This window comes from Clostridia bacterium (genome assembly GCA_017405765.1).
In the GTDB taxonomy this organism is placed as follows: domain Bacteria; phylum Bacillota; class Clostridia; order Oscillospirales; family RGIG577; genus RGIG577.
Genome location: JAFQZS010000005.1, coordinates 45254 through 66484, shown reverse-complemented (window position 1 = coordinate 66484; position 21231 = coordinate 45254). Strand labels below are relative to the sequence as shown.

At 50.4% G+C, this 21231-nt stretch carries 17 protein-coding genes; 6 read left to right on the top strand and 11 right to left on the bottom strand.

The features are described 5' to 3' along the window. The first annotated feature begins 196 nt into the window (after positions 1-196). From IJG50_01355 to IJG50_01345, 3 genes are all read left to right on the top strand, one after another. Positions 197-1078, top strand: a complete 882-nt coding sequence (locus tag IJG50_01355) for a DnaD domain protein (GenBank protein ID MBQ3378492.1) — start codon at positions 197-199, stop codon at positions 1076-1078. Continuing rightward, the gene (locus IJG50_01350) at positions 1075-2067 is read left to right on the top strand and encodes an ATP-binding protein (protein MBQ3378491.1); all 993 of its coding nucleotides are present in this window, start codon (positions 1075-1077) and stop codon (positions 2065-2067) included. Before IJG50_01355 ends, IJG50_01350 begins: the two co-directional genes overlap by 4 nt. 75 nt (positions 2068-2142) lie before the next feature. Continuing rightward, positions 2143-3423 (top strand): hypothetical protein, encoded by a 1281-nt coding sequence (locus tag IJG50_01345; GenBank protein MBQ3378490.1) that lies wholly within the window; start codon positions 2143-2145, stop codon positions 3421-3423. Positions 3424-3519: 96 nt separating this feature from the next. On the opposite strand, the gene mfd is transcribed toward IJG50_01345, so the two are convergent. The 11 genes from mfd to trmL form a co-directional block, all read right to left on the bottom strand. Continuing rightward, positions 3520-6987 carry a transcription-repair coupling factor gene (gene mfd / locus IJG50_01340; protein ID MBQ3378489.1) on the bottom strand — a complete coding sequence of 1156 codons (3468 nt, stop codon included), beginning with the start codon at positions 6985-6987 and terminating at the stop codon, positions 3520-3522. 22 nt (positions 6988-7009) lie between these two features. Continuing rightward, complete coding sequence (locus IJG50_01335; GenBank protein MBQ3378488.1) at positions 7010-7609, bottom strand: aminoacyl-tRNA hydrolase; 600 nt, start codon at positions 7607-7609, stop codon at positions 7010-7012. A 162-nt stretch (positions 7610-7771) separates the two neighbouring features. Then, a complete protein-coding gene (locus tag IJG50_01330; GenBank protein ID MBQ3378487.1) occupies positions 7772-8746 on the bottom strand; it encodes a ribose-phosphate pyrophosphokinase in 975 nt (324 codons plus the stop codon). Positions 8747-8783: 37 nt separating this feature from the next. Continuing rightward, entirely contained in the window at positions 8784-10160 is a 1377-nt protein-coding gene (glmU, locus tag IJG50_01325) for a bifunctional UDP-N-acetylglucosamine diphosphorylase/glucosamine-1-phosphate N-acetyltransferase GlmU (protein MBQ3378486.1), read from the bottom strand. A gap of 24 nt (positions 10161-10184) precedes the next feature. Further along, positions 10185-12140, bottom strand: a complete 1956-nt coding sequence (gene rnr / locus IJG50_01320) for a ribonuclease R (protein ID MBQ3378485.1) — start codon at positions 12138-12140, stop codon at positions 10185-10187. A gap of 114 nt (positions 12141-12254) precedes the next feature. Continuing rightward, positions 12255-12497 (bottom strand): preprotein translocase subunit SecG, encoded by a 243-nt coding sequence (gene secG / locus IJG50_01315; GenBank protein MBQ3378484.1) that lies wholly within the window; start codon positions 12495-12497, stop codon positions 12255-12257. 280 nt (positions 12498-12777) lie between these two features. After that, on the bottom strand, positions 12778-14094 hold the full coding sequence (gene eno / locus IJG50_01310; protein ID MBQ3378483.1) for a phosphopyruvate hydratase: 1317 nt from the start codon (positions 14092-14094) through the stop codon (positions 12778-12780). Positions 14095-14130: 36 nt separating this feature from the next. After that, positions 14131-15621, bottom strand: coding sequence for a 2,3-bisphosphoglycerate-independent phosphoglycerate mutase (locus IJG50_01305; GenBank protein MBQ3378482.1), 1491 nt, complete (start codon positions 15619-15621; stop codon positions 14131-14133). Positions 15622-15653: 32 nt separating this feature from the next. Beyond that, positions 15654-16415: a triose-phosphate isomerase gene (locus IJG50_01300; GenBank protein MBQ3378481.1), complete on the bottom strand. Its 762-nt coding sequence runs from the start codon at positions 16413-16415 to the stop codon at positions 15654-15656. Positions 16416-16501: 86 nt separating this feature from the next. Continuing rightward, positions 16502-17689, bottom strand: a complete 1188-nt coding sequence (locus tag IJG50_01295) for a phosphoglycerate kinase (GenBank protein ID MBQ3378480.1) — start codon at positions 17687-17689, stop codon at positions 16502-16504. Between the two features lie 27 nt (positions 17690-17716). Further along, the gene (trmL, locus tag IJG50_01290) at positions 17717-18211 is read right to left on the bottom strand and encodes a tRNA (uridine(34)/cytosine(34)/5-carboxymethylaminomethyluridine(34)-2'-O)-methyltransferase TrmL (protein ID MBQ3378479.1); all 495 of its coding nucleotides are present in this window, start codon (positions 18209-18211) and stop codon (positions 17717-17719) included. 235 nt (positions 18212-18446) lie between these two features. Here trmL and IJG50_01285 point away from each other — a divergent pair, with 235 nt between their 5' ends. The 3 genes from IJG50_01285 (at position 18447) to rpsI (ending at position 21149) form a co-directional block, all read left to right on the top strand. Continuing rightward, positions 18447-19970, top strand: a complete 1524-nt coding sequence (locus IJG50_01285) for a DNA/RNA non-specific endonuclease (GenBank protein ID MBQ3378478.1) — start codon at positions 18447-18449, stop codon at positions 19968-19970. Between the two features lie 327 nt (positions 19971-20297). Next, positions 20298-20732, top strand: coding sequence for a 50S ribosomal protein L13 (gene rplM / locus IJG50_01280; protein MBQ3378477.1), 435 nt, complete (start codon positions 20298-20300; stop codon positions 20730-20732). Positions 20733-20747: 15 nt separating this feature from the next. Beyond that, entirely contained in the window at positions 20748-21149 is a 402-nt protein-coding gene (gene rpsI, locus IJG50_01275) for a 30S ribosomal protein S9 (protein MBQ3378476.1), read from the top strand. Positions 21150-21231: the final 82 nt, after the last annotated feature.

Sequence of the window (21231 nt, the reverse complement as noted above, 5' to 3'; positions counted from 1 at the left end):
AAATCCACCTCGCAACATAGTCTGTAATTTAATATTACCCATATTCTCCGAAAAAAGCAACACGGCAAATTTCTTTTTCATTTGCTCTGTATGACAAATTCTGATACAATGAAGTATATAGAGCCGCTTTACGGTCTTTTTTAAGCATATGCGCCGAAAAAATGTCGAAGCGTAAAACTACGGAGTCTCATAAACCATGAATACTGAAAGCTTTTTTATACTGCCTAAAATTTCATACGACACTCTTTTAAGAGCGTCTGCGGATTCTTTGCGCGTGCTTATCGTTTTGGGACAGTCGCCCGACGTCTCCTTTGAAAAGCTGCGAAAAACTCTCGGCTTTGACAGGGAGCGTCTTGTGTGCGCTCTTGACTTCTGGCGTGACGAAAAAGTGCTCTCCGAAGCCGACGTGCCTCGCCCGCCCACTTCGAAGCACATATCTCCTTCGGCAAAAGAGATCGCCGAAACCCTGTACAACAGCAATTTTTCCTTCGCAAAAAACGAGGCGGAGTCAGTCTGGGGCACGCTTTCCCGTACACATCTCAACGCGCTCCTCTTCGCCCATAACAATATGGGGCTCTCGATCGAATCGATAGTCCTGCTCCTGCGCCGTTTAAAGGATACGGGCCAGACGGAATTAAGACACTTCGAGCGCGCCGCCCTTGACTGGTCAAAGCGCGGCCTTAAAGACGCAAAAGCGGCGGAGGCCTATATAGACGAGCTTACACGCGGCGACGCATATGCCGAGCGCATATCAAAGGCGCTTGGTATCTCCTTTGAAACGATGAACGAGAACGAGCGACGCACTGCCGCCTCATGGGAAAAGCTCTGTATAAGCGACGAGGCCATAATCGACGCATACCGACGCAGTCTGCCCTATACTAAGGGCAACAGCCCGTTCGCATATATGAATAAAATAATTATAAAAGACGCAAACGCAAAAAAAAGCGCGCCTTGCGAAACAGCAAATATAAAAGAGGCTTCTGCCCCTCAAAACCCCGCAAAAAAGCGATACGATTACGCCCGGATTCGCAAGCTCGACCGCGAGTATTTAAAAAGTCTTAAGGATGAGAATATATGAGTATAAGATATTCAAAACAGATATTTAAAAACGTAAACGACGCCTTTGAAAAAAAACGCGCTTCGGCCGAGGAGCGGTATATAGCCAACCGCGCCGAAGCCGCAAAAAAAGACGCGCGCTTTTCACAGATCGAGTATGAGCTTTCTTCTGCGGCATCCGAGCTTATCGGCGCCGTGGCTTCCGGCAAGGATACGGCTTCGGCGGCGAAAGAGGCCGAGAAAAAAAGCCTCGCTCTTCAAAAAGAAAGGCTTGATCTTTTGTCGTCATACGGATATCCTTCGGATTATCTTGACATTAAATATTCCTGCGAAAAATGCAATGACGCCGGCTTCATCGGCTCCAGGATGTGCTCCTGCTATGCCGACGCTTTAAGGGCAGAAGCGCACAAGACGTTCAATCTTTCAATGCATATGCCCGACACAACGTTTGAAAGCTTCGACACCTCGCTCTATACGGGCGAAGCGCTGTCCGCCGACTATACCCCGCGCGAGAACGCAGAGCTTGTGCTGAAGGCCTGCCGTGTTTTCGTGCGTGATTTTTCAAAATCACGCCAAAACCTTCTCTTTACGGGCAAAAACGGACTTGGCAAGACTCATCTTTCCAGCGCCATAGCCCATGCCCTTATCGACGACGGATTCGACGTAGTCTATGAGACTGCGGGAGTTATCTTCGCGCTTATGGAAGACGTGCGATTCGGGCGCACGAGCGACGAAGCGCTTTACCGCACCGAACGCCTTTCACAGTGCGACCTTCTTATAATCGACGACCTCGGCAGTGAGTTTACGACTCCGTTTGTGCGCGCCGCGCTCTTTTCAATAATAAACGGTCGTCTTATGAACAACAAAAAAATGATCATCAGCACAAATCTTTCTCCCAATGACATAAGCGAGCTTTATGACGAGCGCATATATTCGCGCATTATGGGCAGCTTTACCGTATTGGAGCTTTACGGAGACGATATACGTCATATTTTAAAAGAAAGAAAATAATGATCGTCACTTTTTATATGTAAATAATCAGCGGCTCGCGCCGCAAAAAAAGAATCAAACAAAGGGGCTGTTTTTATGAAAAAGAAACGCAGACGTCGAAGCCGTGGACCGGTTATAGCCATTGTGGTATTCGCGCTTATCGTTGTCGCTGTTATAGCCGCCATATCAGCTTCATCGGGCGGATCGTTTTCCGCCTACACCATATTCGAAGCCGAACATCCCAAAGAATCCGCAATAGTTTCAGAGACCACAGACGCTCATTTCATGGACGCTTTCGTAAGCCGCAGCGTGCCGTCTCTCATCTGGGGCCTTGACAACAAAAACCGCCTATGCTCGCCCGTGGCCTCCTATACGGAGCTTTGTATGATCGCAGAGCTGACAGACGGGGAAACGCGCTCTCAGGCGCTTTCGCTTCTCGACTCCGCCGACATTGATACCTCGCGCACACGCGCGGACCGCCTCTTTAGATCCCTTTATAAAGATGGATCGGACACAAAATGTATACCCTCGGCCTCGATCTGGCTTGACAAGCGCGTAAACTTTAATGAGAATCCTCTTGAAAGTCTTGCGAAAACATATCATGCCTCGTCGTTTATAGGCAAGGCGGAGAGCGGCGCATATCAAAAGGCGCTTGCAAGCTGGATAAACAAACAGACGGGCGGCCTTATAAAGAACGGAGGGGACGGCGCTGCGTTTGACGCCGATATGTACGCCGCCTTGATATCTACGCTCCGCTTTGAGAACGAATGGCTGTTAAAGTTTGACTCCGGCAACACTTCGCAATCCGTTTTCCACACGCCCGAGGGCGACGTAACTTGCGACTTTATGTGCAACGATACGTATACAAATGTATATTACGAGTTTTCGCAGTTTCGCGCGCTTGCGCAAAGCTATAAGGACGGCTGTACGATTTGGTACATCCTGCCAAACGAGGGCATAACGCCCGAATCGCTCCTTGCGGACGATCAGCTTAAAGCCTTTCTCACTGTGCAAAAGCAGGCGTATGAGCTGAAAAAAGGCACCTTCGTTCTTCGCGTACCGAAGTTTGACGTGACATACACCTCGGACCTTGCGCGTTCGCTTCCGGAGCTCGGCGTTACGCTTGCGCTCGACCCCGAAGCCGCCGATTTTTCGCCCCTTTCTTCAAACGGCGGTATATATATCACGAACATAAAAAGCAGCCTTCGCATAGTTGTCGATGAAAACGGAACGAAAGGCGGCGCGGCCGCAAAAGCCGAGCTGTCCGCATCCGATCCTAATGCAGGCTTCGTTTTAGACAGGCCGTTCATGTTCCTTATAAGCAGCCCGGACGACCTTCCGCTCTTCGTAGGTATTATAAACGACCCGACGAAGTAAAAGCGTAACGAAGGCATTATATATAAAAAGCCGTCGAGGCAAGGCTTCCCGCAAGGGAGGCGACCCCGGACGGCTTTTTATTTTTTTACCCGCCGCTCATTCTTCTCCCGCTACCGTCTTCATTACCTCAAGCGCTGTGTCGGACACGCCCGCCCCCTTCGCGGGACGCACCATAAATGAGAGAGCGCCGTCCTTCGCGGAGCTTAAAACAAAATTACGTCCGAATTTATCGGAAAGCCGCCCTGCCGCGTTCATATCAAATTCAGGCGCAGTAAATATAATGACGCCGCTGCGCTCCGAAACTTCGGTAATGCCCGACTTTTCACCAAGAGCGCGTATAAGCGCGATATCTATAAGGCTTAAAACGGGCTTCGGTATCTCTCCGAAACGGTCTATAAGCTCGTCGCACACGTCGAACGAGGCGTCAAATCCGTCTATCGCCGCAATAAGCTTATATACGTCTATTCGCTGCTCGGAATTCTTAATATATTCCTTCGGAATATATGCGTCCGTCTGAAGCTCCACGCTGCATTCGGGCTTCACGGCGGTTTTTTTGCCGCTTTTTTCGTCAATGACCTCCGACAAAAGCTTTAAGTACATATCGTAGCCGACATTGCCTATATGGCCGTGCTGGCTTACGCCCAGCATATTGCCCGCGCCCCTTATCTCAAGGTCGCGCATCGCAAGCTTAAAGCCCGCGCCGAACTGTGTGAACTCGCGTATCGCGGAAAGCCGCTTCTGCGCGTCCTCGGATACGACTTTACCGCGCTTATACATAAAATAGGCGTAGGCGCGTCGCGAGGAACGCCCCACGCGCCCGCGTATCTGATGAAGCTGGGCAAGCCCCAGATAGTCGGCGTTCTCTATGATCAGTGTGTTTACATTAGGTATGTCGATGCCCGTTTCGATTATCGTCGTGCAGACCAGCACATCGGCCTCGCCGCCTATAAAGTCGCTCATTATGCGTGAAAGCGCAAGCTCCGTCATGCGTCCATGCGCCGTGGCAACGCGCGCTTCCGGCACCAGCGTCTCAATACGCACGGCGGCGCTCTCTATGTCTTCGGTGCGGTTGTGAAGGAAGTATACCTGTCCGCCGCGCGAAAGCTCGCGCCTTATCGCGTCTGCAATAACTCTGTCGTCCTCCTCGATAACGTAAGTCGTCACGGGCATTCTGTCTTGGGGCGGAGTCTCGATGACCGACATGTCGCGCACGTTCGAGAGCGCCATATTGAGAGTGCGCGGTATGGGCGTTGCCGAAAGCGTGAGCACGTCCACGCCGAGCGCAAACTCCTTTAAGCGCTCTTTATGCATAACGCCAAAGCGCTGCTCCTCGTCAACTACCAAAAGACCGAGATCCTTAAACTTAATATCCTGCGACAAAAGCCTGTGCGTTCCAATAACGATATCGGCACGGCCGTCGGCTATGCGCGCGACTGACTCTTTAAGCTGAGCCGCCGTGCGAAAGCGTGATAATACCTCGCAGCTTACGGGATAGCCGTCAAAACGCTTTACAACTGTCGCATAATGCTGGCTTGCGAGTATCGTTGTCGGCACGAGTATCGCCGCCTGCCTGCCCTCGAGCACACACTTGAATACGGCCCTAAGCGCCACCTCTGTCTTGCCGAAACCCACGTCGCCGCAAAGAAGTCTGTCCATAGGCACGGGCTTTTCCATATCGGCTTTTATCTCGTCTATCGCCCTCAGCTGATCGCGCGTTTCCTCATATTCGAATTTCATATCAAAGTCGCGGCTCAATTCCGAATCGGGCGAAAAGGCATGCCCCTTAGCCGTCTGCCGCGCGCGGTAAAGCTTTATGAGCTCATCTGCCAGCGTTTCAAGCGCGGCGCGAACGCGCGCCTTCGTCTTTGAAAACTCCGCCGTGCTCATCTTTCCGAGCCGCACCTTCCCGTTGCCCGAAGGCGCGATATATTTAGATATCATGTCGAGCCTGTCGCACTGAACGTAGAGTACCTCGCTTCCGGCATATACGATCTTCAGATAATCCTTTTGTACGCCGTGCGCCTCCATGCGCTCAATGCCTACAAACTGACCTATGCCGTAATTCTGATGGACTACGTAATCGCCTTCCCTAAGATCGGTGAACGAATGAAGGCGCGCCTTGGGATCGTAATCTTTTGACTGCGGCGCGCGTGTGCGGCGGCGCGGCTTCGTGGCCGAGCTTTGCACATATACGCATAAAAAGGCGCCTTTATATATAAATCCCGTCGAAAGCGTACCGGACGTCACTACTGCCTTGCCCGGTGCAGGCTTCGGAGACTCCTCATACGAGGCCGCTACGTCGTACTCATAAAGACGGTCGATAAGCGCTCTGGCGTGCGCCTCATCCTTGACCGTTATTATCTGGGCATAACCCAGCCGCTTATAGTATTTTATATCGTCCGAAAGCCCCTCTTCCGACTTAAACGCGGGCATGACAGATGCCGAAACGTCAAACTCGCGTCCTATCTTGTGGTCGTAGGAATTGTGCGCCAGCGACTCCATATGTATTATCGGCCGCTTTATCATTTGCGCATGAATATCATAAAAACCGCAAAGTATATTATTTGTATTTTTACCTATCGCGTGCTCCTCCTCGGCGCGCGCTATATCCTCGGCCGTCTCGGTTTCATAACGCTCACACACGCCCTTTACGGCCTTATACTCCGATACGGCAACAACCGCATCGTCAAGATAATCGAAAAGCGACGCGCCCGAAAACAGAGGCAGATACTTGTCGAGCGCAACGGTGCGCATTGCCGATTTAAGACGCTCCGCCTCGTCAGACAAGCGCGAGGAAAACTTTTCATCGCCCTGTGCATCGGCCTTATGAGACATTGACGTAAGTTTTTTTATGAGCTTGTCTCTTGCAGGCTTTGGCAAAAAGACCTCCCGCGCAGGCGTTATGTGCGCCTCTTTTATCTCGTCGATTCGCCTTTGACCTATCGGATCGAATGTAGAGAGCGAATCAAGCGTCTCATCAAAAAAGTCAAGCCTTACGGGACAGTCGAACGCAGGCGGGAAAATATCTATTATCGATCCGCGTCGCGAATACTGGCCGCGTCCCTCAACTGCGTCGGCATATTCGTAGCCCGCCTCAAAAAGATATGTTACTATCTCGTCGATATCATATTCATTCCCCACATGAAACGAGCGGCACATCCTTTTAAAATCTGCGGGGGCGGGCAATCGCTGCATAAGCGCGGGCGCATCGGCAATAACTATGCTCTTTCCCTCGTTCATCACAGAAAGCGAGCTTATACGCTCGTACTCGTCTGTGAACGATCGAGAGAGCGCGTCTTCAAACAAGAGTGAGCGCGACAAAAACATAAGCGGCTCCTCGCCCAAAAAGGCCTCAATATCGGCGGCCAATGCGCGCGCATCTATGGCGTCAGGCACGATCACAAGTAGATTTTTTTTCGTGTTCTTATAAAAAAAGGCGCACAAATGCGCCTTATGCACCTGTGACAATCCGTTTAAGGCTACGGCGCTTACGCTCCCTTTTTTTATAAGGGAAAGCGCCTCTTTGTATTCGCCTGTTTTATCAAGTATATTTTTAAGCGACATGTTTTTCTCCAAAACGAAGGGCTTAACCTTCTTTATCCTCCTTTTTAGGTGAAAGGTCCAGCCCGTTATACTTGTTCTGCGCCTCGCGCCTCTCTCCGCGCACGAGAAGGGAAAGCGCGTCGGCCGCATTTTCTATTACTTCAAACAGGATCTTACGTTCTTCCTGTGAAAATGACGACAGCACAAAATCGACCATATCAAAATCCTCATGGTGCGGCGCTCCGCATCCCAGCTTTATACGGTCAAATTCATCGCTCCCCGTTAAGTATATTATCGACTTTATACCGTTATGACCGCCGTCGCTGCCCTTCGGGCGTATGCGCATACGTCCCGTAGGTATGGTTATGTCGTCGTAAACGACAATAAGGTCGTCTGTCGTAAGCTTGTAGAAGTCGAGCGCGGCAGATACGGCTTCGCCCGATAAGTTCATGAACGTCTGCGGCTTTAACAGCACTACCTTTTCGCCTGCTATCATGCCCTGACCAGTAAGCGCCTTGAATTTCAGTTTGTCGATAGATATGTTATACTTCTGTGATATGTAATCCATAAAAAGAAATCCGGCGTTGTGGCGCGTAAACGCGTATTTTTGGCCCGGGTTTCCCAGACCTGCAATTATTTTCATATCGTGTATCCTCTGTGATTTTCTCGCCCTCCCGGGCGCAGTATGTTTTTAGAACAGTGGTTTTGGGGCGCCTTCCCTCGGGGAGAAGGCTTTCGCTGCTTCAACGGTCGCCAAAAACGCGGGGCGGACGGTTTCCCGTCCGCCCCTTTAAGCTTTTATGTATTATTTTTCGGTCTCCTGTACGCTCGAAAGCTCAGAAACAGATTCATCCTCATATATCCTCTTTATCGCCTCTGCAAAAACATGGGCCGAGGAAAGGAATTTTATTTTTTCGGGGGCATTCTCGGGCGCTTTTATCGTATCAAGCAGTATAAGTTCAGATATCGGGCTCTTTTCAAGGCGCTCCATTGCCGGACCGGAAAGCACGCCGTGAGAAGCGCAGGCATATACTTTAGTTGCGCCGCCGACCTCGATAAGCGCCTCCGCTCCCTTGCAAAGCGTTCCGGCAGTATCTATCATATCGTCTATAAGCAGCACTTCCTTGCCGCGCACATCGCCTATTATGCTCATTACTTCGACCTTGTTTGCCTCCGGACGGCGCTTGTCTATTATTGCCAGCGGCGCGTCAACGAATTTCGAGAATTTTCTTACTCGCGTGACCGATCCGTGATCGGGCGAAACGAGCACAAGGTTTTCCGGCTTTTTGCCGAATTTTTCCGCAAAATAAGGCGCCAGCACCGATACGCCCAAAAGATTGTCTACGGGAATGTTGAAAAATCCCTGTATCTGAGCTGCATGAAGATCCATAGTCAGTACGCTGTTAGCGCCCGCAACGGTGATAATGTCGGCCATCAGCTTTGCAGAAATGGGATCGCGTTCCTTTGCCTTTCTGTCTTGACGCGCATATCCGAAATACGGGATAACAGCCGTTATGCGTCCCGCAGAGGCGCGTTTTAAGGCGTCCAGCATAATAAGGAGCTCCATTACATTGTCGTTTGTCGGCTGTGAAAGCGACTGTATAACGAAAATGTCGCGTCCTCGTACAGATTCCCCAAGGCTTACGGAAACCTCGCCGTCGGAGAATTTTTTAACGTCCGCCGCACCTAAAGACAATCCCAGATCATTTGCTATTCCCTTTGCAAGCTCAATATTCGAGTTGCCGGAAAAGAGCATTATGTTTTTTCCTTTGCTTACCATTTTTTCTCATCCTCCGTAAACAAATGCATATATTTAATTATTTTTCAAGCTTACTCTTGTCGCGCCATCCCGGCTTTACGCTCTGACGCGCGCGCGCTATCGCAAGCGCACGGCGCGGAACGGTATCGGTTATCGTTGAACCGGCAGCTATATACGCGCCGTCCTCGACCGTAACGGGCGCAACGAGGTTTACGTTGCAGCCGATGAACGCCTTATCCTTTATTATAGTCTTATGCTTATTTTTGCCGTCGTAATTTACCGTAATGCAGCCGCAGGCGAAGTTTACTCCGCTGCCCAGCTCCGCGTCGCCTATATAGCTAAGATGCGGCGCCTTTGTGCCGTTTCCGAACTTGGCCTTCTTTAATTCAACATACGCGCCGACCTTGCAGTCATCCGCAATATCGCAGCCGGGACGTATATGCGAAAACGGACCGATCTTTACGTTGTTGCCTATAACGGAATCGTACGCTTGAGAAGCGTTGAAGGTAACGTTATCGCCAAGTGTCACATTCTCCAAAACGGCATTCGGCCCCACGGTGCATGCGCGGCCTATCTTTGTCTGTCCCTTTATTATCGTAGACGGCAGTATAACGGTGTCCGGCGCTATCTCGGCGTCGGGGCTTATGAATGTTGACGCCTTGTCCATTATCGTAACGCCGCTTTTCATAAGTGCGGTAAGTATCCTGTCCTTTGCGATAACGCTTACATCATAAAGCTGAGCGCGATCGTTTATACCCGTCATCTCGGTAATGTCGTCCACCTCGAACGTGTCGGTCGTGCCGCCCGTATTGTTTATGTAAGCTATCGCGTCTGTCAGATAATACTCGTTTTGAGCGTTGTCCGTCTTTAAGTTGTCTAGCGCCGAAAGAAGCGTTTCTGCCTTAAAGAAATACGTGCCCGTATTTACCTCGTCTATCTTTTTCTGCTCCTCGGTCGCGTCGCGCTGCTCGACGATCTTTTCCACTTTGCCGCTCGCATCTCTGGTAATGCGGCCGTATCCGAACGGGTCCGCAAGGCGCGATGTGATTATCGTAGCGTCCGCGCCGCTCGATTTATGCGCCTCAAAAGCGCCTTTTAAAGTCTCGGGCGTAATGAGCGGCACATCTCCGCTTAAGATCGCAACAGACTCGTCTTTATGCTTTTTAAGAAAATCGCGCGCCATCATTACGGCGTGCCCCGTTCCTAACTGCTCCTCCTGCACGGCAAATTCGCACTGCTCCTGAAGGTGCTCCTTTACAAGCTCACGCCTGTGTCCCACAACGGTGCAAAACTCGCCTGCCCCGCTTTCCTTCAGGGCTGCGATCACCCAATCTATAAGAGGCTTTGAAAGAAGCTCAAAGAGCACCTTTGAGTTTTCCGACTTCATGCGGCTGCCTTTTCCCCCGGCAAGGATTATAGCGCTATACTTGTCCATAATAATTCCTCCCATACATATTTTTCATGCAAGTGAAAAGTCTATTCTACCCAGTTTAATGTCCGTTCTTACAAGTACCACATCTATTATATCACCGATTTGATATTTTTTGCCCTTATGTTTGCCTAAAAGACATAATTTTTTATCGTCGTAAATATAATAATCGTCGTTCAGCTCCTCCATCGAGACGAGCCCTCGCACCGTGTTCTCAAGCTCAACAAAAAATCCGGCGTTCGTTACAGACGAAATAATGGCGGAAAACGTATCTCCGATGAATTTTGTCATATATACAGCCTTGTAAAGGTCTTCTATCGCGCGCGTACATTCGACTGCACGAACTTCCGTAAGGTTAGACTGTGCCGCCGCATCCTTCACGGAGCGCATACGGCGCGGACGTGCGCCGCCCACAGAACGAATATCCGCCTTGAGCGCACGGTGTACGCACAGATCGGGATAACGGCGTATCGGCGACGTGAAATGACAGTAATCCTCAAGCGCCAGGCCAAAATGTCCTTTCGGCTCCGTGTCGTATTCGGCCTTCATAAGCGAACGAAGCATGGATGAGAGGATTATCTGCGCGAAGCGCTCGCCCTTTACCGCTTCGATTATCCTTTTAAGATATTCTCCCGTAAGTTTTCTGTTCTTCGGCAGAGGAAGCGAAAAAAGCGAGGCAAGCGCAATAAACGCATCCGCCTTTTCGGGGGACGGCGCCGCATGAGTCCTGTAAAGCGCCGGTATCTCCCGCGTTCGCATATGGCGCGCCACAGTCTCGTTTGCGCAGAGCATGAACTCCTCTATAAGATCATCTGCCGAACCGCGCTCACGCGGGCCGATATCCACGGGCTCTCCCGCCTCGTCAAGCTCTATATATGATTCCGGCAGGTCGAAATCGAGACTGCCGCGGCGTATCCTTCTCTTTTGCAATATAAGCCTAAGCTCGTCCATTAAAAGGATATCGGGAAGTATATGCGCGTATCGCGCCTTAAGTTCCTTTTCATCTTCGCCGTCTATTATTTTTGAAACATCGCCGTAAATGAGCCTTTCGGCGCTTCTTATCACGGATTCGCATATCTCATATTTTATAACTTCTCCCTCGCCGTCTATTTCCATTATGCATGAAAGCGTAAGCCTGTCCTTGTGCGGCACGAGCGAACACATGTCGCTTGAGAGGCGTTCGGGAAGCATGGGTATCACCTTGTCAGTAAAATAAACAGACGTTCCGCGTTCAAACGCGTCGTTGTCTATCGGGGAAAACGGGCGCACGTAATGCGATACGTCCGCGATGTGTACGCCGAGCAAGTAATTGCCGCGCGGCGTTTTTTCTATTGAAACGGCGTCGTCGAAATCCTTTGCATATTCTCCGTCTATGGTAAATATGCGCGCGCTGCGCAGATCCAGCCGTCCTTCTATGTCAAAAGGCGAGATCTCATAAGGCAGGCTCTCTGCAAAAGCCATCGCTTCACGTGAAAACACCGTCGGAATATCGTATGTGTAGAGGATAGCGTCATAAACTGCGCGCTCGTCGTTTGAGCGCCCCAGCTTCTTTTCTATCTCACCTAAAAGCCCTCCGTTGTAATCATAGTCTTTTATTCTTACGGCGACCAGCTGTCCGCTCTTTGCGCCGTGCGAGAGCTTTTGCGGTATATATATTTCAGGCAGGCGACCGTCGAGCGGATTGACAAAGCCGTGCGTTTTATGATTTTTGTATACTCCCGCCGCGCGCGTTACGGCGCGTGAGATCACCTCGATTATTTCGCATTCGGCTCGCCTTGTTCCCGATGCATCGGCTACAAGGCGAGCGCGTACCGTATCGCCCGAAAGCGCGCCCCGAGTATTCTTCGGAGCAACAAAAAGGTCACCGCCTGAGACTGCAAACGAAGTCACAAAGCCGTAACCTTTATCTGTACGTGAAAAAGAGCCGACAAAGCTTTTATCCCCGGCGTCGGCTGCCGTTTTCGATATTGATTTAGCGGACGGCAAAGCTCTTCTGCTTTGCGCCCGAAGAGAGCTCCTGCCGTGCGCATGTGTGTTTCTTTTACGCTGACTTGGCGCGCGCTTTTTCTTCATCGGCAAAGGAACCTCCGTATTATATCATCATACCGCAATAAATACGAGTATGAGCGTTATGACAACGTATACAATAGCGCATACCGATGTAAACTTATGAAGCTTTGCATCGAGCGTGTTCTGCTTGTTCTTTCCGAAAAACGTCTCTGCACCGCCGCCTATCGTGCCGGCAAGACCCGCCGTTTTGGACGACTGCAGAAGGATTATAGCGATAAGTAAAACGCAGAGCACTATCTGCACTATACCCATTACGATTTGAAGAGTGGTCATTTTCTTTCCTCCATATTATATTATACTGTTATTTTTTGATTTTAAACATAAATAAACTGATAGCGCAAAGTAAAGGATATCATAAAGTATTGATTTATGCAAGCATATATTTAATAAAAATTTAAAAAATCTGTTTATTATTTTTTTGAAATATAAGAACACGCTCTAAAAAACGCCCCGCGTTTATGAGTAAATGCCTTTTTATGAGAAAAGGGCCACATTTCTGTGACCCTTTATCTTCAGTCTTAGAGCGCTTTAGCGCTCTTTTTGTCAAATCGCCTTATTTCTTTAAATTAAAGTATGCATCTCTTCCCAAATACTGAGCTGCGCCCTCAAGCTCTTCCTCTATACGGATAAGCTGATTATACTTTGCCACACGGTCGCTTCTCGACGGAGCGCCCGTCTTTATCTGGCCCGCGTTGAGCGCAACGGAAAGGTCGGCGATGGTCGTGTCCTCGGTCTCGCCGCTTCTGTGAGAAATAACTGCCGTATATCCTGCGCGGTTAGCCATCTGGATGGCATTGAGCGTCTCGGTGAGCGTGCCTATCTGATTGAGCTTTATAAGAATGGAGTTGGCCGTCTCAAGGTCTATGCCCTTCTTTAAGCGCTCGGTATTAGTAACGAACAGGTCGTCTCCCACGAGCTGTACCTTCTTGCCTACGCGCTCGGTCAGCTTCTTCCAGCCTTCCCAGTCCTCCTCGGCCATGCCGTCCTCTATAGAGATTATCGGATACTTCTCGCACCAGTCAGCCCAGAACTCGACCATTTCGTCGCTCGTGCGCGTTATACCGCTCTTCCAGAAGTAATACGAGCCTTCCTTGCCTATCTTCTTCGCCTCGTCATACATCTCGGTGGAGGCGGGGTCAAGCGCGATCATAAAATCGTTGCCCGGCTTAAATCCGGCCTTCTCTATCGCCTCGACGATAGTTGCAACGGCTTCCTCATCGCTCTTTAAGTTCGGCGCAAAGCCGCCCTCGTCGCCTACTGCAGTGGAGTATCCCTTTTCTTTAAGTACGCCCTTTAAGGTGTGGAACACCTGAGCGCACCAGCGCAGCGCCTCCGCAAAGCTGTCTGCGCCTACGGGCATTATCATAAATTCCTGGCAGGTAACGGAGTTGTCCGCGTGCTTGCCGCCGTTTATTATGTTCATCATCGGCACGGGCAGAACGCTTGCGTTCACGCCGCCGACATAGCGATAAAGCGGTATGTCAAGCGCCTCTGCGGCAGCCTTTGCAACTGCAAGCGATACGCCTAAGATAGCGTTAGCGCCGAGTCTTGTCTTATTCGGAGTGCCGTCGAGCGAGATCATCGTATTGTCTATCTCTATCTGGTCGAGCGCGTTCATACCGATAACGGCCTCTGCTATCTCGCCGTTCACGTTTTCAACTGCGGTGAGCACGCCCTTGCCCATATAGCGCGACTTGTCGCCGTCGCGAAGCTCGCACGCCTCGAACGCGCCGGTAGACGCTCCCGACGGAACGGCTGCGCGTCCTACGAACTGCTCGTCCACTATTACTTCCACTTCAACTGTCGGATTGCCGCGCGAGTCAAGTATTTCACGCGCGAATACGTCGGTTATTTCAAGATAAGGTTTCATGTTTGTTAGGCTCCTTTATATTATTTTATTATTTTATTATTTTATTAAGCATTCGCCTGTCATTTCCGGAGGTATCTCAAGCCCCATCAGCGTAAGCAGCGTAGGCGCGATATCGCATAAGCGGCCGTCTTTGAGCGAGATATCCTCTCTTGTTACAATGAGCGGAACGGGGTTCGTCGTATGCGCCGTAAAAGGCGAACCGTCCGTATCGTACATCCTGTCGCAGTTTCCGTGATCTGCCGTTATCATAAGCGTGTAGCCGTTTTCCAGAGCCGTAGGCACGATCTCGTTCAAACAGCTGTCCACGCATGACACAGCCTCAACAGCCGCAGAAAAAACTCCCGTATGTCCTACCATGTCGCAATTTGCAAAATTCAAGACTATCAGGCCGTACTTTTTTATCTCTATGCGCCGTTTCGCCTCATATGTGACCTCAGGCGCGCTCATGCGCGGCTGCATGTCGTAAGTCGCAACCTTGGGCGACGCGATAAGCTTCCTGTCCTCGCCGGCATACGGCGCTTCCACGCCTCCGTTTAAGAAAAACGTAACGTGAGCGTATTTCTCCGTTTCCGCTATGCGGAACTGGTCTATGCCCTGTTTTGAAACGTACTGTCCCAGCGTATTATGAAGGCTCTCGGGCGGAAAGGCCACCCGCACATTCGGGATAAGCGCATCGTACTGCGTCATGCAGACGTAATTAAGATCGAGCCGCTCGCATTCAAAACCGGCAAAATCGGGATCGACCAGCGCGCGCGTGATTTCTCTTGCCCTGTCGGGGCGGAAGTTATAAAATATAACGGAATCGCCCTCGGCTATTCGCATGGGCGCGCCTATCACACACGGGATAACGAATTCGTCCGTCACGTCGTCCGCATATGAAGCTTCTATTGCTTCTAAAGGCGTCCGGGCATGCTTTCCCTTCCCGTATACGAGCGCATCGTAAGCAAGCTTTAAGCGCTCAAATCGGTTGTCGCGGTCCATTGCGTAATATCTGCCGCTTATCGTGGCGATGCGACCCACGCCTATCTTTTTTATCATTTTTTCAAGTTGGGCAATGTAAGCCGCCGCGCTCTTCGGGGGCACGTCACGTCCGTCCAAAAAGCAATGCACTGCAACGTCCCTTAACTCTAAACGCTTTGCAAGCCTTAAGATCGCGTAAAGGTGCGTTATATGGCTGTGCACGCCGCCGTCGGACAAAAGGCCCATAATGTGCAGAGTCTGTTCTTTTATTTTTGCTCTCAACACAGCGCTTCTCAATGCGTCGTTGTCAAAAAAAACGCCGTCGTCTATGGCTTTCGTTATGCGTGTAAGCTCCTGATATACTACGCGTCCCGCGCCTATGTTAGTATGTCCCACCTCGCTGTTGCCCATCTGGCCTTCGGGCAGTCCGACCGCAAGGCCCGACGCCTGAAGCTCACTGTGAGGATACTTTGAAAACAGCTTGTCAAGACACGGAGTATATGCCGCCTTTATCGCATTTCCGTTTTCCTCTTCATTCAACCCGTAGCCGTCCATTATTATCAGCATTACGGGATTTATTTTCTTTTTTTCGCCTGTATTCACGATCTGCCCGCCTCAACAATCTTTAAAAAGTCGGCGCTCTTTAATGACGCACCGCCGATAAGTCCCCCGTCGATGTCGGGCTTTTTCAAAAGCTCGGCCGCATTCTTCGCGTTCATCGAGCCGCCGTAAAGTATGCGCGTCGCCTCGGCCGTATCTGCGCCGTAAAGCGACTGAAGAACGCCGCGTATCAGGGCGCATACCTCCTCGGCCTCGTCGGGAGTGGCCGTCTTGCCCGTGCCTATAGCCCATATCGGCTCATAAGCTATGGTGATACGCTTCATATCGTCCTTCGCAATTCCCGAAAGCGCAAGCTTTACCTGTATGCTTATATGCTCTCCCGTTATGCCCTGCTCGCGCATTTCGAGCGTCTCGCCTACGCAGACTATCGGGAAAAGGCCGTGCTCAAGCGCGATCTTTATCTTTTCGTTCACGCTTTTGTCAGTCTCGCCGTAGTATGCGCGCCGCTCGGAGTGTCCTATGATAACGTACTTTGCGCCGACCGATGAAAGCTGAGGCGCCGACACTTCGCCCGTATATGCGCCGCTCTCTTTATTGCACACATTCTGCGCTCCTACCGAAACTGCGGCGTCCTTCATTATATCGGCCGCTTCTTTTATGTAAATAAACGGTACGCATACCGCCACGTCGCACGGCGGCGATTTCAGTACGGCAAGTTCCGAAAGAAGCGTTTTTGCATCATCGTACGTTTTGTTCATCTTCCAGTTGCCTGCAATGAGCTTTTTCCTTTTGTTCTCCATGTTTCCCCTCCGCAGCAAAGTATATAAACGCCGTAAAACGGCATGGCGGACGAACTTTAAAAGTCCGCCCGCTTATATTTCACTCTCTATTTATCATTAAGCGCGGCGATACCGGGAAGCTCTATACCCTCAAGGTATTCAAGCGTTGCGCCGCCGCCCGTGGATATATGCGTCATCTTTGCGGCGATACCCATTTTGCCTGCCGCCGACGCGCTGTCGCCGCCGCCGATTATGGTTATGGCGTCTGAAGCGGCCATGGCGTTTGCCACGGCGCGCGTTCCGTTTGCAAATTTCTCAACCTCAAAAACGCCCATAGGACCGTTCCATATAACGGTCTTCGCGCCCTTTATAACGTCCTCGTATAATTTTATCGTCTTTTCGCCTATATCGAGGCCCATGAGATCCGCAGGTATCTTGTCCGCGTCGTAAGTCTTCGCCTCTGCGTCGTCGGATATCTCGCTTGCGCATACCACATCTATCGGCATATAGAATTTTACGCCCTTCTCTTTCGCCTTCTCTATAGCCTTTTTCGCCACGTCTATGCGCTCATCGTCGCAAAGCGATTTTCCTATCTCAAGCCCCTGTGCTTTAAGGAAGGTATACGCCATGCCTCCGCCTATTATTACGGCGTCGGCAATATTTAAAAGATTGTCGATAACGCCTATCTTATCGGAAACCTTCGCGCCGCCCAAGATAGCTACGAACGGGCGCTTGGGATCGCTTATTGCGCCGCCTATAACGGAAAGCTCTTTTTCAATAAGGAAACCGCATACCGCAGGCAGGTAAGCCGCCACTCCGGCAGTGGAAGCGTGAGCGCGGTGAGCCGTGCCGAAAGCGTCGTTTACGTATATTTCAGCCATATCGGCAAGCGCCTTTGCAAATGCGGGGTCGTTCTTTTCTTCCTCTTTATAAAAGCGCACGTTTTCAAGGAGCACGGCGCGTCCCGGTTCCAGCGCATCTATAAGAGCGGTCACCTCTTCGCCTATTACATCGGATGCAAGCGGCACCTCAAAGCCCAGCATCTCGGAAAGACGCTCTGCCACCGGTTTTAAAGTATACTTTTCGTTTTTCTCGCCCTTGGGACGTCCCATATGCGAGCACAGGATAACACGCGCGTTCTGCGAAAGCAGATGCTTTATCGTAGGCAGGCTCTCGCGTATACGCTTGTCGTCAGATATCGTTCCGTCGGTCTTGCTGAGCGGCACGTTGAAATCACAGCGCACAAGCACCTTTTTGCCGGCAACATCGATATCTCTGATGCTTTTTTTACTCATATTTTTCCACGCTCCTTCTTTTATCTTTTAATCGTCGTCTTCTATATTATGAAGCTTACCTTTAAGTTTTAATCCCGCATAATCATTCTGCCTGAGCGCCTCGTAAAGCGCCACGGCAACACTGTTCGAAAGGTTAAGGCTTCGCGCCTCGCCGTACATGGGTATACGCGCGCATCGATGCATATTTTCTTTTAATATATGCTCGTCTATGCCCGCCGTCTCCTTGCCGAAAATAAGATAGGCGTCCGGCCCGTATTTTACATCGGAATGGACGCGCTTACCCTTTGTTGTAAAGAAATGAAGCTCGCAGTCCTTATGGCTTTCGTAAAACTGTGCATAATTTTCGTAATATGTTATGTCAAGCATGTACCAGTAATCGAGACCTGCCCGCTTTAATTTTTTGTCGTCTACGGTAAATCCCATCGGCTTCACTATATGCAGCGGAGTATGTGTCGCGGCGCAGGTACGCGCGATATTGCCCGTATTTTGCGGTATTTCGGGCTCAATAAGAACGATATTCATATAAATTACGACTTTCTCTTTTAAAAAAACTCTGATATTTATATAATAAAGCAATACTTTATATTTTTCAAGGGAAAACGCGGCGCTGCGCGCATTTTTTAGAACCAATGTCATAAAAAATGCCTGCCTTTCGTGAAAGTCAAGCGCAGCGTATCACCCATACATTGACACGACGCCGCAAATATGCTAACTTGACCTTGGCGTCGCCGCCCCAAACAAACTTCGGAGGATAAAAATGAAAAAACATATCTCTCGGATCATGGCTGTGATCCTTATAATATCTGTGCTCATTATGCCCGCATATGCGGCGGGACTTAACAACTTCGATAAGAATAACACATACGCCGTGCGATTTTCGGACGTAGCCGCCTCGCATTGGGCTTACGAAAGCATTTACGACTGCTCGGCCTACGGTCTTATGGAAGGTCTCCCCGACGGACGCTTCGCGCCTGACGAGAGCCTCACCGTGGCGCAGGCCGTCGTAATGGCCGACCGCGTGAACGAAATATATAAAACGGGACGCTCAACGCTTGAAAACGGCGAGCCTTGGTACGAGCCTTACTTTGAATACGCCTACGAAAGCGGCATATCGTTCGACGGCGAATACGCAGATCCATCTGCGCCCGCAACGCGCGCGCAGATGGCGCATATCTTCTATAACGCGCTGCCGCAGTCGGCCTACGCCGAAATAAATGACGTAAGCCTTTCCGATATACCCGACGTAAGCGAGGATACTCCCTATGCCGCCGAGATACAATGCCTCTACCGCGCCGGCATATTGAACGGAAGCGACCAAGCAGGAACGTTTTATCCCGATCTTAAGATAACGCGCGCGGCCGCAGCTGCTATAATCACGCGCGCGGTAGATATGGATGCGCGTGTTTCGGTGTCCAAACGTCACCTTTCGCCCGCATCGGCGCTCCCGCAATACGCGGGCCGGCCTTACGCCGTTTTAAATAACAACGTGCCCGATCTTGATGCGTCCTCACCGGACGCGCTCACCGCCTTTGAGTATTACAGCGACCTTGATCAGCTGGGCAGATGCGGCCCCGCCTATGCTAACGTGTGCATAGATATAATGCCCGATGAGGCGCGCGGCGAAATAGGCATGATAAAGCCGACAGGCTGGCATACGGTCCGCTACGACGACCTTATATCCGATAAATACCTCTACAACAGATGCCATCTTATCGCGTTCATGCTTGCGGGCGAAAACGCAAACGAAAAGAACCTCATCACCGGCACGCGCTATTTGAACATAGAGGGGATGCTCCCGTTTGAAAATATCGTTGCGAATTACGTAAAAAGAACAAAAAATCACGTGCTCTATCGCGTAACGCCCGTCTTTGAGGGCGAAAACTTAGTGGCAAGCGGCGTTATTATGGAGGCGCTCTCCGTTGAAGACAACGGCGCAGGCGTCATGTTCTGTGTATACTGCTTTAACGAGCAGCCCGGCGTGATAATTGACCATGCGACGGGAGAAAGCGAGCGCGATCCGAATTATGTAAAACCCGTCTCGGACGACATAAAGGAAGGCGATAAGGAAAGCGCCGAGGCCGCACAAACGGCCGTACAGGAGAATAACACGTCGGGCGACGCCGATGCAGACTACATAATAAACAAAAACTCCGGTATATTTCATTTGCCGTCGTGTCCCGGCGTAAAAACGATGGCCGAAAAGAACAAGATATTCTTCCACGGCACGCGCGACGAGGCCGTATCGCAGGGATACAAGCCGTGCGGCACGTGCAAACCTTAAAGAGATTACGAAACATAGGGGAACGATCGAATATTCGTTCCCCTTTTTTGTGACTGTCTTTATGAAAATAAGCAAAAAACAGATACGCATCTCGCCATAAAAATCCGCAAAAATATGAAACGGCGAACGTACCAGAGAGAGAAATAACGCAAAAACGAGAGATTTTAAGAGAACGCGCAGTATAAATTAAAAAATCAGAAAAAAGGTGTTGACAAGCTGAGAAACCATATGTATAATAAGTCATGCTTAAAAGAATAGGCCGTATTGTAATATGCGGCGTTCCTGATAAATCAGAAATCAGATGAAACTTTAAGGAGGATTATTTTAATGTCAACGACTATGGCAAAAGTTGAAAACGTTGAGCGCGCATGGCACGTTGTTGACGCGGCAGGCAAGCCCCTCGGCAGAGTTGCGGCCGTTGTTGCGTCGATGCTCAGAGGTAAGCACAAGGTCGATTTTACAAATTATGTGGACTGCGGCGATCACGTTATAGTTATCAATGCGGATAAGGTCATCCTTACCGGCAAGAAGCTTGAAAAGAAATATTACATCACCCATTCCGGTTGGATCGGCGGTCTCAAAAAAGTACAGTATAAGAGACTTATGGCTTCCCGTCCCGAAAAGGCTGTTGAACTTGCAGTATGGGGTATGCTCCCTAAGAATTCTATAGGCAGAAAGTCCATCAGACGCTTAAAGGTATACAGCGGCGCGGAGCATAACCATCAAGCTCAGAAGCCCGTGCTTTACACCGGAAAAATATAAGGGAGGATAATATAAATGTATTCAAGCGATAAGACATATTTCTACGGCACCGGCAGAAGAAAGAAATCCGTTGCAAGAGTAAGGATCCTTCCCGGCACCGGTAATGTTACGATAAATGACAGAGATATCGACGATTATTTCGGTCTGGAGACGTTAAAGCTCATCGTTCGCCAGCCTCTGGCGCTCACCGATACCTTAGGCAAGTTCGACATTATTGCAAAGGTTTCGGGCGGCGGCTTTACCGGCCAGGCAGGCGCAATAAGACACGGTCTTTCCCGTGCGCTTCTCCAGTACGACGCAGAGCTTCGTCCGGCGCTTAAAAAGGCCGGCTTCCTCACGCGCGATCCGCGTATGAAGGAAAGAAAGAAGTACGGCTTAAAGGCAGCACGCCGCGCGCCGCAGTTCTCGAAGAGATAATTTTGCGATTGTTTTTGCTAAAAAAGAATACCTCGCCGCGCAGCGCGCGGCGGGCGTATTCTTTGAAGTATGCGCAGCAAAT